Raw genomic sequence first — 14,735 nt, 5'->3', positions numbered from 1 at the left:
ATCAAACCCATGCTGTCGCGCACCGCTGACCACCTCTACTGGATGGCCCGCTACATGGAGCGGGCCGAGAACACCGCACGCCTGCTGGACGTGAACTACCAGACGGCTTTCCTGCCGCAGTCGCCGGATGCCGCGATCAACGGCTGGCGGGGCCTGCTGAGCATCAGCGAGCTCACGGAGGACTACGCCAAGCGCCTGGGCGAGATCACGCCCAAGCAGGTGATGACCTACATGGTCAGCGACGCGCAGAACCCGTCGAGCATCCTGAACTGCCTGCGTGCGGCACGTGAGAACGCCCGCGCCGTGCGGGGCGCCCTGACCACCGAGGTGTGGGAGACCACCAACCAGACCTGGCTGGAGTTCAACCGCCTACTCAAGGAGAACGCGCTGGCCAAGGACCCGGGCGAGCTGTTCGAGTGGGTGAAGTTCCGCTCGCACCTGTCGCGCGGCGTCACGCTGGGCACCATGCTGCAGGACGAGTCCTTCCACTTCCAGCGATGCGGCACCTTCCTGGAGCGGGCCGACAACACGGCACGCCTGCTGGACGTGAAGTTCCATGCGCGCAACACCGAGTTCTTCGGGCCGTCCGTGGGCAACGAGAGCAAGGAAGTGGATTTCTACCACTGGTCATCCCTGCTGCGCAGCGTGTCGGCCTTCGAGGTCTACCGCAAGGTCTACCGCAACGTGATCCGGCCCGAGAAGGTGGCCGAGCTGCTGATCCTGCGCGCCGAGATGCCCCGCTCGCTCGTGTTCTGCGTCGACGAAGTGGTGAACAACTTGCGCGCCGTGGCCAACGACCACAGCCATGAAACCCTGCGCAAGGCGGGCCGCCTGCGTGCCGACCTGCAGTTCAGCCGCATCGACGAGATCCTGGCCACCGGCCTGCACGCCTACCTGACGCAGTTCCTGGACCGGGTGGGTGATCTGGGCTTCGGCATCAGCCGCGACTTCCTGATGCCCACATCGGCTTGAGCCTTGAGGGCCTCTGAGGCAGCCTCTCGGGGCTGACCTCCATTTCCGCTCAGCCGCCCGACGCGGGCTGCGCGGCCGTGTAATCCACGTAGGCCCCGGCGATGGGGTCGTAGCGGCGCAACTTGCCGTCCCCCTGAACCTCGAAACGGTCCAGCACCGGGCCGGTGCCGGGGTCTCCGGGGCAGCCTTCGCCATGCTTTTCCCGCACGGCGATCTCGAAACGCTCGTCCAGGCGCTGCTCGACGGCGAACGACAGGCACTCACCCTGCCGTGACGCCGGGTAGAGCCCATCGGCATTCACCTTTTTGGCCAGCAGGTCCACGGCCTGGTCTTCCGACAGCTCACGCTTGGTGCACGCCGGCAACGCGAGGGCCACCACCACGGCGATCGCCATGGCTGTGATCAAGGGCTGGGCATGGGGCATCGAGGAGGTGCGGGCATGGTTCATGTTCGCATCAGTGTGCGACAGCCCGCCTCTCCTGGCAAATGCCCCCCTTTGAAGCCGTGGCCTGGCCGGGGAATCAGCGCGAGGGCAGTGCGGGGCCCACCACCGCTTCGGCGAAGGCCGTGCCGATCACGATGGAGCCTGCCTCGGTCGGGTGGTTGGTGTCCCAGAACAGGTACTGCGTGGGATCGGCGCACACATCGCCCGGCAGGCCCATGAACTTGGGCGTGTAGCAGGCATCCGTCACGTTGTAGCCTTCAGCCGCTGCCTGCGCCACGCGCTGCTGGGAGTAGGTGTAGGTGTCGAAGGTGCGTACCTTGGCATCCGGGTACTGCTTGGCGAAGGCCTTGAGCATGGCCGTGAGCGCGTTGGCGTACTCGATGCTGCGGTTCTTGGCGTCGGTCATGTAGGTGCGCTGCAGCTTGACGTGCTGCTTGGCCGATGGCGTGATGCTCAGGTCGGGCATCAGCGGCACGAAGAAGTGCCGGGCACCGCGCTTGTACAGCGAGGTCATGCCCTGCTTGACGTTGGCCGTCACCGTCACCGCGGTGGACTTCAGGTAGATGTTGTTGCCCCAGTAGAAATCATCAGGGCCCGTCCAGATCACGTAGAGCGCGTTGGCATCGGCCTTCTTGGTGCTGCCACCCAGGTTGCCCAGGTAATCGTTGATCTGCTTGAGCAGGCCATGCTCCATCGCGTAGAAGGGCAGCAGGCTGCCCGTGCCCGATTGCGCACCGCCGAAGGCGTAGTTCAGCAGGGGCAGGTTCAGCGCATTGCTCATGGCCTCCACCACCACCTGGCCGTCAGAGAAACGGCCGCGGTCGTTCGGTGCAGTGGGCAGGCCGATGCCGCCCAGCTTGCGCGTCACCTCGAACATGTTGCCCGTGTCGCTCATGCTGTCGCCGAAAGAAATCGTCTGGCTGTAGCTGGTCGGGTAGGTGATGGCGGGCGGTTGGGCCGGCGTGGCCACGGGCTTGAGCGTGGGCGCCTTGTTGATCGCCAACTGGCGAGTGGTCTCGGCATAGGGCGACATGAACGGCACGCCCAGGTCGATCAGGCTCTTCCAGGTCTTGGGCCCGGCGATCGCGACGGTGTAGACCAGCTCGGGCGTGATCAGCACGTCGCCGGCGGTGAAGATCGTGAAGGCCAGCGGATCGGCCGTCAGGGCCTGCGCGGGGGCGGTGGCGCCGAGAGCGGCCATGCCCAAGGCGATGGGCGCGAGAACACGGTGACGGATGGGCATGGAGGCTCCTGAGTCACGCCAGTGGCGTTACCTGTTATGTAAAGTAACGTTTAGCGTGCCATGAAGCCTTGGCCTTGTCTGCCGTTGCTGGCGACAACCGAGGGTTTCACCCCTCGCTCATCCGTGGGGTTTGTGCTTGACGTGAATTGAAAGTTGCGTCAGGCACTGAACCTGTCAAAGCCCACGAGTACGGCCACCAGGGCCAAGGCCGCGATGGGGCCGGCCAGCGGGTGTGCAACGCCCGCCACCAGCGGTGCCACCATCAGCAGGCCGCGCAGGCCCCAGCTGTACAGCACGCCTGCTCGGCGCAGGTAGGTCACACCGGTGGCCTGCCATTGCGCCCGCTCGTTCGAGCCGACCGGCAGGGCACCGATGAAGCTGGCGTGGTTGTAGTAGCGCACCGCCATCGTGGAGCAGGCCAGCGCGGCAAACAGCGTGGCCATCAAGGCCAGTTCCAGCATCAGCCTGGGCGTGAATGCGAAAGGCTCGCTCGGTTCGTGGTTGAGCAGAGGTGCACCGATCAAGGTGACCGTGCCCATCAGGCCAATGGCCGCCGTCGATGCCGTGAGCGTGGATGACATCAGCGAGTTGCGCAGGGTCTGCACCGCCAGGATCTCGGAGCCGGGTTGCTCGGCCAGCGCGTTGAGCCATGCTGCGCGCAGGCGTGCATGCGCGGCGCGCGAGAGCGTGTCGGGCATGTTGCGCCCCGGCAGCCATTGCAGTGCTTCGTAGAGCAGCACGATGACCAGGGTGGCCCCGGCGGCCAGCCAGGTCCACAGCGGCGCAGCGCTCATGCGCGGCGCTCCAGGATCTCGAACACCACCATGCCGCCCAGCATGGCCAGCACGAACACCAGGGCCTGGTCCAGCCCCATGCCCAGCGCCACGATGGCCGGGCCCGGGCAGAATCCGGCCAGCCCCCAGCCGATGCCGAAGAGCAGGCTGCCGCCCATCAGGCGCCAGTCGATGCGGGTGGCGGTGGGCAGGTGCATGGGCTCACCGGTGAGCAGGGCGTTGCGGCGGCGCGCGGCCAGCGTGAAGGCTGGCAGGCCCACCGCGATGGCCCCGCCCATCACGAACGCGAGGGACGGATCCCAGGCGCCGGCCAGGTCCAGGAAGCCCAGCACCTTGGCGGGGTTGGCCATGCCCGAAATCAGCAGGCCCAGGCCGAAAACCAGGCCTGCGATCAGCGCGGTGACGAGGGGCAGGCGCGCGTGGGTACGGTCGTTCATCAAGGCATCCGGATCAGATGGCGCACCACATAGACCGTGGCGAAGCCTGCGGCCATGAACCCCAACGTGGCGGCCAGCGAGCGCGGCGACAGCCGGGACAGGCCGCAAACGCCATGGCCGCTGGTGCAGCCGGCGCCGTAGCGGGTGCCCAGGCCCACCAGCAGGCCGGCGGCGATGAGCAGCCCTTCAGGGGCTTCGATGCGCACGGCCGGCAGCGGCGCGGCCAGGGCATAGAGCCAGGGCGAGGCGACCAGGCCGATCAGGAACGCGGCGCGCCAGGCGATCTCACCCGGGGCCGGGCGCAGCAGGCCACCCAGGATGCCGCTGATGCCCGCGATGCGGCCATTGAGCAGGATCAGCAGGGAGGCGGCCAGGCCGATGAGCGCGCCGCCGGCCAAGGCGGTCCAGGGCGTGAAGTTCGGCCAGTCGATGGTGATCGGCATGGGCTTGGGTCAGTTCACGCCGAAGGGGGCACGTAGCCCTGCACCTGGTCGCCACCGCCACCGAAGAAGAACTGCTCCATCTGGCGCGCCAGGTACTGGCGAGCGCGGGCATCGGCCAGGTTCAGGCGGTTTTCATTGACCAGCATGGTCTGGTGCTTCATCCACAGCTGCCAGGCTTCCTTGCTGATCTCGTTGTAGATGCGCTTGCCCAGCTCGCCGGGATACGGTGCGAAATCCAGGCCCTCGGCTTCCTTGTTGAGGTGCTTGCATTGGATGGTGCGTGCCATGTTCTAGTCTCGTCGCGATCAAAAAAAGGGGGTTAGTTACTTCAGGTTCTTGACCAGCACTTGCGAGCGCCGGTCCCACTTGTAGTTGCGCTTGCGGGCTTCGGGCAGCCAGTTCGGGTCCACCGGCGAGAAGCCGCGCTTGTTGAACCAGTGCATCGTGCGCGTGGTCAGCACGAAGATGGACGACAGGCCCATGGCGCGCGCACGCTGCTCGATGCGTTTCAAGATGCGCTCGCCATCGCCCTGGCCCTGCACGTGCGGCGACACGGTCAGTGCCGCCATCTCGGCCGTGCCGGCCTCAGGGTAAGGGTACAGCGCCGCACAGCCGAAGATCACGCCATCGTGCTCGATCACGGTGTACTGCGACACGTCGCGCTCGATCTCGGTGCGGCTGCGCTTGACCAGCGTGCCGTCCTGCTCGAAGGGTTCGATCAGCTGCAGGATGCCGCCCACGTCGTCGGACGAGGCTTCGCGCAGGCTCTCGAGCTTCTCGTCGACGATCATGGTGCCCAGGCCATCGTGCGTGAACACCTCCATCAGCAGCGCGCCATCCACCTTGTACGGGATGATGTGCACGCGCTCGACGCCGCCTTCGCTGGCCTTGACCGCATGCTGCAGGTAGAAGGCCGTGTCGGTGGGCTGCAGCGGGTTGGGCAGGGCGGCCAGCAGCCGCTTGGCATCCAGCAGGGCCAGTTCCTGGTCGATCTCGGCATCGGGGTCGTGCTGGGCGGCCTCCAGTTCCACGGCACGCTGGGGCTCCTGCACGATGCCCTGCAGGATGCCGCGCACCTCGGTCACGAAGATCAGCTTGTCGGCCTGCAGGGCGATGGCGGCGCTGGTAGCCACGTCTTCCATGCTCAGGTTGAAGGCCTCGCCGGTGTGCGAAAAACCGAAAGGCGAGAGCATCACCATCGCGCCGGCATCGATGGCGCGTCGCACGGACACGGCGTCGATCTTGCGCACCAGCCCGGTGTGGATGAAATCCACCCCATCGACGATGCCCACGGGGCGCGCGGTGACGAAGTTGCCCGAGATCACACTGATCGAGGCACCGGCCATGGCCGTGTTGGGCAGCCCTTGCGAAAAAGCTGCTTCGATCTCATAGCGCAGTTGGCCGGCGGCCTCTTGCGCGCAGTCGAGCGCCACCGAATCGGTGATGCGCATGCCATGGCTGAAATGGGAGGTGTGGCCCTTGGCTCGCAACTGCTCTTCCAGCTGCGGGCGGAAGCCATGGGCCAGCACGATGCGGATGCCCATGGCCTGCATCAGGGCCATGTCCTGCACGAAGCTGGTGAGCTTGCCAGCGGCGATCAGCTCGCCCGACAGTCCCACGACGAAGGTCTTGCCCCGGTGAGCGTGGATGTGCGGCGCCACGGCACGGAACCAGGGCACGAAGGTGTGAGGAAAGACCAGGTCCATGGACAGGTGGGGGAGAGGCTTGGATGTGGACGCAATTTGGGCGTAATGGTACGGGTATTGCGCGGGCTTGGTGGGCGCCGGTGCAGGCATGGTGAACGTGCAAGGGGCCTTGCGCCTGCTGCTGCACGGCCACTGCCGTGGTCAGCTGCCGTTCATGTCATGGTTTCATCACGGAATTCTGATAGGCGGCGAGGGGATTTCCAAGGGTATCGGACACTCGCGGGCACGTGAAGAGGTAAGCTTGCCGAAGTTTGCCTAGGCAATAACCCCATGGCCCCTCACTGGATCTGAGCTGAGGCATTTGCTGCTTTCCCCTATGAGTTCTCGCATGTTTTCCACCGGCGTTGTGCCGGCCCACGCCCGGCCTTTGGTGTCCACCCTGGTCACGGCCGCCGCGGTGGCCCTGACGCTGGGCATCCTGCTGCTGCTGGCGCCGGGCGTTGTCACGCCGGGCCACCTGATCGCGCTCATCGAAGAGGATGGCCCGCTGGAGGTGGTCACCGTCGTCATCTGGATGGTGTCGGCGGTCTACCTGCTCTGGCCCGGGAACAGGCCGCGCCTGCCGGCCTGGTCGTTCGGCTTTTTCTGCTTCACCCTGGGCATGCGTGAGAACGGCTTGCCGGCCTCGATCGTGCCGCATGGACGCCGGTTGATGCAGTTGGGCTTTTACCTGCACGGGCCCGAAAGCCTGGCTTACCGCGTGGTCGCCGGGCTGGTTCTGCTGGCTGTCCTGGCTGCGGCGGTGCATGTCGTGGTGTTCGTGGGGCGTGAGTTCATCCAGCGTCGCGGCTGGGTGCAGGTGGACACGGGCATGTTCATCCTCGGGATGGGCGTGCTGGTGGCCTCGCAGATCGCGGAAAGCCTGCAAGATCGTCCGGCCCTGGCAGCGGGCTTGTTCCCGCAAGGCTGGAACGCCATGCTGAGCCTGGAGAGCCTGGAAGAAGGCTGGGAAGCGCTTGGCGCGCTCTTCGTGCTGGCGGCGGTCCACCTGTCACGCCGCCTGGGACGGCGGACGAACGGTTTTGACTGAGTTTCAAATGGCTGGGCGCCGTCCGAACCAGGGCCGCGCCTGCTCCAGCTGAGCCGCCAGGCGCAGCAGCATGGCCTCGCCATCCAGACCCGCCACGAACTGCACGCCCATGGGCATCCCATCCGGTGTCCAGTACAGAGGCACCGACATCGCAGGCCGCCCCGTCAGGTTGGCCAGTTGCGTGAAGGGCGTCCAGGCCAAGTTGTTGATGATGGTGTTCTGGAAGAGGGCGGTCTTGCGCAGCAGGCCCGACAGCCCCAGCATGGCCACCAGATCGCTGGCGATGTGCAGGGTCTTGGACGTGGCCAGGTGCCCGATGGGAATCGGCGGCGAGGCCAGCACCGGCGACAGCCACAGGTCGTATTGGCCGTGAAAGCGCGCCAGCGCCCGGTTGTGCTCGTTCCAGCGGGCTTCGCTGAGCAGCAACTCCACCGCAGGCACGCTGCGGCCCACGGCGGCCATGGCGCGGGTATCGGGCTCGAACGCTGAAGGCTTGATGCCATGCACCTGCTCCAGCTCGCACACCAGAGCAGCCTGGCGGCTGAACCAGGCCAGCAGGAAATCCTTGGCCAGGCCCAGGCCATCCACGGGGAGCTTGGCCTCTTCGACATGGTGCCCCAGGGACTCCAGCAGGGCCGCGGCATCCTTCACAGCGGCAATGGCCTCGCTGCTCACCGGCGTGCCGATGGGCGATTCGGTGCTGAAGCCGATCTTCAGGCGCCCGGGGGCCTGCTGGATCGCCTGCAGGTAGGGCTGTGGCGGGGCCGGCATGTGGTACGGGCCATGCGCTTCGGGGCCCTGCAGCACATCGAGCATGGCTGCCGAATCACGCACGCTGCGGGAGAGCACCCCCTGTACCGCGGCGCCGTTCATGCCTTCCGCGGCGCCAGGCCCGGATGACACCCGCCCGCGCCCGGGCTTGAGCCCGAACAGGCCGCAGGCCGCGGCCGGGATGCGGATGGAGCCGCCGCCATCATTGGCGCCCGCCACCGGCACGATGCCGGCCGCCACCGCGGCGGCCGACCCACCGGATGAGCCCCCCGGTGTGCGCGACAGGTTCCAGGGGTTGCGCGTGGGGCCGAAGGCCAGTGGCTCGGTCACGTTGCGCGCGCCGAACTCGGGCGTGTTGGTCTTGCCGAAGATCACCAGGCCGGCGTCCTGCCAGCGGCGCACCACATCGGCCGATTCCGGCGCGGGCACGCGCGACAGGGGCTTGCTGCCGCACGAGCTGGGCAGGCCGGCCAGGTCCTGGAACAGGTCCTTGAGCAGGAAGGGCACGCCGGCAAAAGGCGCCTGGGTGTCGAATGGCTGTGCGCAGCGCTGGCGGGCCTGCTCGTCCAGGCGTCTGACCACGGCGTTGAGCTGGCCGTGCGTCTGGTCGGTGCGGGCCAGGGCGGTGTCCAGCAACTCTTGAGGAGAGACCTCGCCGCGCCGGACCAGATCGGCCAAGCCCAGGGCGTCGTGCTGGATATAGTCTTCGAACTTCATGGGCCCCGTTCCTTCTTGATGAGGGGGCATTGTGGCGGCAGGCGCGCGGCGGCTCGACCGCTTTTCCCAGTGACGTGGGCTCAGGGTTTGCACTGGCGGCGGCTTGGCGTCAGGCCAGGGAGGTTCGGTCGCGGCCTTCGGCCTTGGCTCGGTAGAGGGCCTGGTCGGCGCGGTCGATGGTCTGCTCGATGGTGGCGGGGGCTTCGTGCAGGGCCACGCCTGCGGAGCAGGTGATGCGCACGCCAGGCAGGGCATCCGGCGATGGCACCTCGGCCAACCTTTGTCGCAGCCGCTCCAGCCCGGTCAAGGCCTGCTCGGCCGTGGTCGCCGGCATCATCAGCAGGAACTCCTCGCCGCCCCAGCGGGCCAGTACGTCGATCTCGCGCAGGGCCTCGCGGGCGGTTCGGGCAAAGTGCCGCAGGGCCTCGTCGCCCCCCTGGTGGCCATGGTCGTCGTTGATGCGCTTGAAGTGGTCCAGGTCCAGCACGGCGATGCACAGCGGCTGACCCAGGCGGCGGCGCCGCTTGGCCTCTTCGGCCAGCAAGTCCTGCATGTGGCGGCGGTTGGCCAGGCCGGTCAGCTCGTCGGTGGTGGCCAGGGCATGCACCCGGGCCAGGGCCTCGGCCAGTTCCATACGGCTGCTCACCAGCTTGCGCCGTATGTTCGAGCCGATCAGCGCCATGCTGGTGGACGTGCCCAGGATCAGCGCCACATAGACCAGCTCCAGCAGGTCGGCCGACAGGCCGCGCGGCGCTTCGTCATATCGGCTGAGCACGAGCATGGCCGTGCTGAGCACGGCCATCGTGCAGCCGGTGAACATCGCGAACTGCGGGCCGTTGAGGTTGAACTGCCCGAACATGATGATCAGCGGCAGGATGCACAGGATGAAGCCGCGCACCTCCTGGTGGGCAAAAGCGTAGACCAGCACCGTCAGCAGGGCGGAGTACAGGCTCTGCGCCATGACCATGGATGGGTCCTTCAGCCTGGCCGACCAGCCCGAGCGCGCCAGCGCATAGAACATGATCGGCCCCACCACCATCCACGGCGTGGTCCACACCACGCCGGCGCGGAACAGGTTCAACTCGATGCCCCATTGCAGAAGCACGGCATTGGCCAGGTAGATCAGTTGCCCCAGCAGCATCAGCGCCAGGGGGCGGCGCATGTCGGGCGCCTGTCCAAGCAGCAATTTTTTGCAAGACGGGAAGCGAGGGGGCATGGGTGAGGGCAGGCGTCGGGTCGCTTTTCCGGTTATCGGCAGATGCTGGGCTGAACTGGATCAGGCAAACCGCGCGCCCGGGCGGGCGAACGGCAGGCGGCGGATAATCGCGCTCTTTTCGCCCGCTCTTGGCCTTGCATTCTTCCGTGTCCGCTACGCTGCCCCCCATCACCTTTCCAGAATCCTTGCCGGTCTCGGGCAAACGCACCGAGATCGAGGCGGCCCTGCGCGATCACCAGGTGGTGATCGTCTGCGGCGAGACGGGCTCTGGCAAGACCACCCAGTTGCCCAAGATCGCGCTGACCATGGGGCGGGGTAACTGGGGCCAGCCGCGCGAGCCGCAACAGGGCCGGCGCCGCCCGCCGATCATCGGCCACACGCAGCCGCGCCGCATCGCGGCCTCCAGCGTGGCCAAGCGCATCGCCGAAGAGCTGAACACCCCGCTGGGCGAGGTGGTGGGCTACAAGGTGCGCTTCCAGGACCGGCTGCAGCCCGGGGCCAACGTCAAGCTGATGACGGACGGCATCTTGCTGGCCGAGACGCAGTCCGACCCTGATCTGCGCGCCTACGACACCCTCATCATCGACGAGGCCCACGAGCGCAGCCTGAACATCGACTTCCTGCTGGGCTACCTGCGGCAGTTGCTGCCGCGCCGGCCCGATCTGAAGATCATCGTCACCTCGGCCACGATCGACGCCGACCGCTTTGCGCAGCACTTCGCATCCAGCAAGGGCCCCGCGCCGGTGATCATGGTCTCGGGCCGGCTGTTCCCGGTGGAGCAGCGCTGGCGGCCGTTCGAAGACAGCCGTGAGTACGGCCTGAACGAGGCCATCGTCGACGCGGCTGACGAGCTCTGGCGCGAGGGCTCGGGCGACATCCTCGTCTTCCTGCCCGGCGAGCGCGAGATCCGCGAGGCGGCCGACCACCTGCGCAAGCACATGGCCAACCAGCGCCAGCAGGTCAACGTGCTGCCTTTGTTTGCACGCCTGAGCCAGCAGGAGCAGGACGAGGTGTTCCGCACCGGCGGGCCGCGCCGCATCGTGCTGGCCACCAACGTGGCCGAAACCTCGCTGACGGTGCCGGGCATCCGCTACGTGATCGACTCCGGCCTGGCGCGCGTGAAGCGCTACAGCTTCCGCAACAAGGTCGAACAGTTGCAGATCGAGCCCATCAGCCAGGCGGCGGCCAACCAGCGCGCAGGACGCTGCGGCCGGGTGGCCAATGGCATCTGCATCCGCCTGTACGACGAGAAGGAGTTCAACGCCCGGCCTCGCTTCACCGACCCCGAGATCCTGCGCAGCTCGCTGGCCGGCGTGATCCTGCGGATGAAGTCGCTGCACCTGGGCCTGGTCGATGAATTCCCCTTCATCGAGCCTCCGCTGCGCAAGGCCATCGCCGACGGCTACCAGTTGCTCAACGAACTGGGCGCGGTGGACGATGCCAACGAGATCACCCCGCTCGGCCAGACCCTGGCGCGCCTGCCGCTGGACCCGCGCGTGGGCCGCATGATCCTGGAAGCGCGCGAGCGCCAGGCCCTGGCCGAGGTGCTGGTGATCGCCGCCTCCTTGAGCGTGCAGGACGTGCGCGACCGCCCCATCGAGCACCAGCAGGCGGCCGATGAAAAGCACAAGAAGTTCGACGACGAGAAGTCGGAGTTTATGGGCACGCTCAAGCTGTGGAAATGGCTGGACGAATCGCGTGGCGGCCATGGTCACCATGCGCCCGGCCAGCCAGAGCAGCACAAGCTCAGCCACCGCAAATACGAGGCTCTGCTGCGCGAGAACTTCATCAACCCGCGCCGCGTGCGCGAGTGGAAGGATGTGCACTCTCAGCTCAGCACCGTGGTCACCGAGCACCAGTGGCGCCTGAACGCCAGCCCCGCCACCTACGAGCAACTGCACCTGTCGCTGCTGTCCGGCCTGCTGGGCAATATCGGCGTCAAGAGCGAAGATGAAGACTGGTACCTGGGCGCGCGCGGCATCAAGTTCCACAAGCACCCCGGCGCCAACCTGAGCAAGAAGCCGGGCCGCTGGATCCTGGCGGCCGAACTGGTCGAGACCACGCGCCTGTACGGACGCGGCATCGCCACCATCGAGCAGCCCTGGGTGGAGCGCATGGGCGGCCACCTGCTCAAGAAACAGCTGCTCGATCCCCACTGGGAGAAGAAGGCCGCGGAGGTGGTGGCGCTGGAGCGCGCCACGCTGTATGGCCTGGTGGTCTACGCCAACCGGCGCGTGAACTTCGGCCTGGTCGATCCGGTGCAGGCGCGCGAGATCTTCATCCGCGAAGGCTTGGTGGCAGGCGAGTGGGACACGCGCCTGCCCTTCCTGGCCCACAACCGCAAGATGATCGCGCAGGTGGAGCAACTCGAGCACAAGTCGCGCCGGCAGGACGTGCTGGTCGACGACGAGCTGATCGTCGGCTTCTACGACGCGCAGGTACCGCCCGAGGTGGTCAGCGGCCACAGCTTCGAGCGCTGGTACCGCGTGGCCAGCCGCGAAAACCCCAAGCTGCTGCACCTGAGCCGCGAAGAGCTGATGCGCCACGAGGCCGCCGGCATCACCAGCGCCGCCTTCCCGAAGATGATCCGCGTGGGCGGCGTTGATTGCGTCGCCACCTACCTGCACGAGCCCGGCGATGCGCGCGATGGCGTCACCGTGACGGTGCCCATCTTCGCGCTTAACCAGGTCAGCGAAGACCGTGGCGAGTGGCTGGTGCCCGGCATGCTCAAGGACAAGGTGCTGGCGCTGGTCAAGAGCCTGCACCAGAAGCCGCGCGCGCGCCTGGTGCCGCTGCCGGACTACGTGGACAACTTCATCGAACACGCACCCTTTGGCGAGGGCGGACTGCTGGACGTGCTGCTCAAGGCCGTGCGCGACCGCACCCAGCTCGACATCAAGCGCGCCGATTTCAAGCTGGACATGCTGCAGCCGCACCTGTTCATGAACTACCGCGTGGTGGACGAGCATGGCCGGCAGCTGGGCATGGGCCGCAACCTGCCGGCGCTCAAGGCCGAACTGGGGCAGCTGGCTCGAGGGGCCTTCCAGGCGCTGGCGGCGTTGAAGGCGCAAGCCGTGGCGCAGGGCGGGCAGGGCGAAGAGTCCGACGCCCCGGCTTCGATTGCCGGCAAGGGATCGAACGGTGCGGAGGCCGGGCGTGTGCGTTCCGCCGACGCCGGTGCCACCTCGGCCAAGGGCGGCGGCGCCCGCCGCGACGAGCCGGCCCCCAGCCGCGTCACCGCCATCCAGCCGCTGACGGACTGGACCTTCGGCGAGCTGCCCGAGCTGATGGAGATCCAGCGCGGCGGCCACACCCTGGTGGGCTTCCCGGCCCTGGTGGACAGGGGCACGCATGCGGAGATCGAAGTTTTCGATGAACCCGGCGTGGCCGCCACCAAGCACCGCGCCGGCCTGCGTCGCCTGATCGCGCTGCAGCTGAAAGAGCCGCTGAAGTACCTGGACAAGAACATCCCCGATCTGCAGAAGATGGCGATGGCCTACATGAGCCTGGGCACGGCCGACGAGCTGCGCGAGCAGATCGTCGAGGTGGCGCTGGACCGCGCATTCCTGCTCGACCCGTTGCCCAGTGACGCGGCGTCCTTCAAGGCCCGCATCGAAGAAGGCCGTGGCCGCCTGAACCTGATCGCGCAGGAGGTGGCCCGCCTGGCCGGCACCGTGCTGATCGAGTACGCCGCCGCGCTGCGCAAGCTCAAAGATGCCCGCCCGCCCAAGGATGTGGCGGATGACATCCAGGCCCAGTTGCAACGCCTGATGCCCAAGCGCTTCGTCGCGCGCAGTGACTGGGCGCAGCTGCAGCACTTTCCGCGCTACCTCAAGGCCATCACCCTGAGGCTGGACAAGCTCAAGGGCGACCCGGCCCGAGATGCCCAACGCCTGGCCGAGCTGCGTCCGCTGGACCAGCGCTACACCCGCCGGCTGGCCGAGCTGAAAGGCACGCCCGACGCGCGCCTGGATGAGTTCCGCTGGCTGCTCGAAGAACTGCGTGTGAGCTTCTTCGCGCAGGAGCTGCGCACGCCGCAGCCCATCAGCGTCAAGCGCATCGACAAAGCCTGGGCACAGATGTCGCTGTGAACGCCTCGCCCGATCAACGCCTGGCGATACCGGTGGCTGCGCTGCTGTTGTCTCAGGTGTCGGTCAACCTGGGCGCCGCGTTCGCGAAGCACCTGTTTCCCTTGATCGGGCCCGAAGGGGTGACCGCCTTGCGCACCAGCATGGCGGCGGGCCTGCTGCTGGCACTGTGGCGGCCCTGGCGCGTCAAGACCGGTGTGGTCTCCCTGGGCCCGCTGCTGGTCTACGGCGCCGCCCTGGGACTGATGAACGTGCTGATCTACCAGGCCTTCGCCCGGATCCCGATCGGCATTGCGGTGGCCATCGAAGTGACCGGCCCGCTGGCGGTGGTGCTGTTCAACTCCCGACGCCTGCACGATTTCGTGTGGCTGGGCCTGAGCTGTGTCGGGCTGTGGATGCTGCTGCCCTTGCGATCGTCCGTGGCGCTGGACCCCATCGGCGTGGCCTGTGCCTTGGGCGCGGCGGCTTGCTGGGCGCTGTACATCGTGGCTGGGCGGCGCGTGGCGGGCAGCCTGGGTAGCGGTGCGGTGGCGTGGGGCATGGTCATCGCGGCCCTGCTCACCTTGCCGATCGGCATCGTGCACGCCGGCACTGCCCTGTGGTCTCCAGGCGTGCTGTGGGCGGGGCTGGGCGTGGCCCTGCTGTCGAGCGCCTTGCCCTATTCACTGGAGATGGTGGCCCTGCGCCAACTGCCCGCTGTGTTGGTGGGCTTGTTGCTGAGCGCAGCGCCGGCGGTTGCCGCGGTGGCCGCCTGGCTGGTGATCGGTGAGGTGCTGACAGCGTCTCAGTGGCTGGCGATCGGCTGCATCGTGGCCGCGTCTGCGGGCAGTGCCTTCACGGCGCGGTCATCGGCGCTGACAGGGTAGGCCACAC

At 67.3% G+C, this 14,735-nt stretch carries 13 protein-coding genes; 4 read left to right on the top strand and 9 right to left on the bottom strand.

Translation table 11 applies throughout. From position 1 onward, the window contains the following. The first annotated feature begins 9 nt into the window (after positions 1 to 9). Entirely contained in the window at positions 10 to 972 is a 963-nt protein-coding gene (locus EIP75_RS03025; protein ID WP_125241928.1) for an alpha-E domain-containing protein, read from the top strand. Between the two features lie 49 nt (positions 973 to 1,021). Here EIP75_RS03025 and EIP75_RS03020 read toward each other — a convergent pair whose 3' ends face one another. From EIP75_RS03020 to argA, 7 genes are all read right to left on the bottom strand, one after another. Further along, positions 1,022 to 1,420, bottom strand: a complete 399-nt coding sequence (locus EIP75_RS03020; RefSeq protein WP_125241755.1) for a hypothetical protein — start codon at positions 1,418 to 1,420, stop codon at positions 1,022 to 1,024. A 73-nt stretch (positions 1,421 to 1,493) separates the two neighbouring features. After that, positions 1,494 to 2,660: an SGNH/GDSL hydrolase family protein gene (locus tag EIP75_RS03015; RefSeq protein ID WP_125241754.1), complete on the bottom strand. Its 1,167-nt coding sequence runs from the start codon at positions 2,658 to 2,660 to the stop codon at positions 1,494 to 1,496. A gap of 158 nt (positions 2,661 to 2,818) precedes the next feature. Beyond that, positions 2,819 to 3,454: a DUF599 domain-containing protein gene (locus EIP75_RS03010; RefSeq protein ID WP_125241753.1), complete on the bottom strand. Its 636-nt coding sequence runs from the start codon at positions 3,452 to 3,454 to the stop codon at positions 2,819 to 2,821. Next, positions 3,451 to 3,891, bottom strand: a complete 441-nt coding sequence (locus EIP75_RS03005) for a DUF6691 family protein (RefSeq protein ID WP_420797141.1) — start codon at positions 3,889 to 3,891, stop codon at positions 3,451 to 3,453. Before EIP75_RS03005 ends, EIP75_RS03010 begins: the two co-directional genes overlap by 4 nt. Further along, positions 3,891 to 4,334 (bottom strand): YeeE/YedE family protein, encoded by a 444-nt coding sequence (locus tag EIP75_RS03000; RefSeq protein WP_125241752.1) that lies wholly within the window; start codon positions 4,332 to 4,334, stop codon positions 3,891 to 3,893. Before EIP75_RS03000 ends, EIP75_RS03005 begins: the two co-directional genes overlap by 1 nt. Before the next feature lie 14 nt (positions 4,335 to 4,348). Beyond that, positions 4,349 to 4,621 carry an oxidative damage protection protein gene (locus EIP75_RS02995; RefSeq protein ID WP_125241751.1) on the bottom strand — a complete coding sequence of 91 codons (273 nt, stop codon included), beginning with the start codon at positions 4,619 to 4,621 and terminating at the stop codon, positions 4,349 to 4,351. Between the two features lie 36 nt (positions 4,622 to 4,657). Next, a complete protein-coding gene (gene argA, locus EIP75_RS02990; RefSeq protein ID WP_125241750.1) occupies positions 4,658 to 6,040 on the bottom strand; it encodes an amino-acid N-acetyltransferase in 1,383 nt (460 codons plus the stop codon). 328 nt (positions 6,041 to 6,368) lie between these two features. Here argA and EIP75_RS02985 point away from each other — a divergent pair, with 328 nt between their 5' ends. Next, positions 6,369 to 7,070: a hypothetical protein gene (locus EIP75_RS02985; protein ID WP_125241749.1), complete on the top strand. Its 702-nt coding sequence runs from the start codon at positions 6,369 to 6,371 to the stop codon at positions 7,068 to 7,070. A 3-nt stretch (positions 7,071 to 7,073) separates the two neighbouring features. On the opposite strand, the gene EIP75_RS02980 is transcribed toward EIP75_RS02985, so the two are convergent. Further along, positions 7,074 to 8,558 (bottom strand): amidase, encoded by a 1,485-nt coding sequence (locus EIP75_RS02980; RefSeq protein ID WP_125241748.1) that lies wholly within the window; start codon positions 8,556 to 8,558, stop codon positions 7,074 to 7,076. Positions 8,559 to 8,667: 109 nt separating this feature from the next. Next, positions 8,668 to 9,720: a diguanylate cyclase gene (locus EIP75_RS02975; protein WP_158622725.1), complete on the bottom strand. Its 1,053-nt coding sequence runs from the start codon at positions 9,718 to 9,720 to the stop codon at positions 8,668 to 8,670. 200 nt (positions 9,721 to 9,920) lie between these two features. Here EIP75_RS02975 and hrpA point away from each other — a divergent pair, with 200 nt between their 5' ends. Continuing rightward, a complete protein-coding gene (hrpA, locus tag EIP75_RS02970; protein WP_125241746.1) occupies positions 9,921 to 13,865 on the top strand; it encodes an ATP-dependent RNA helicase HrpA in 3,945 nt (1,314 codons plus the stop codon). Next, positions 13,862 to 14,728 carry an EamA family transporter gene (locus EIP75_RS02965; protein ID WP_199758471.1) on the top strand — a complete coding sequence of 289 codons (867 nt, stop codon included), beginning with the start codon at positions 13,862 to 13,864 and terminating at the stop codon, positions 14,726 to 14,728. Before hrpA ends, EIP75_RS02965 begins: the two co-directional genes overlap by 4 nt. The last annotated feature ends 7 nt before the right edge of the window (positions 14,729 to 14,735 follow it).

This window comes from Aquabacterium soli, from assembly GCF_003933735.1.
GTDB classification, from domain to species: Bacteria; Pseudomonadota; Gammaproteobacteria; order Burkholderiales; family Burkholderiaceae_C; genus Aquabacterium; species Aquabacterium soli.
The sequence above is the reverse complement of the archived record's forward strand: the minus strand, read 5'-3'. Positions and strand labels throughout refer to the sequence as shown.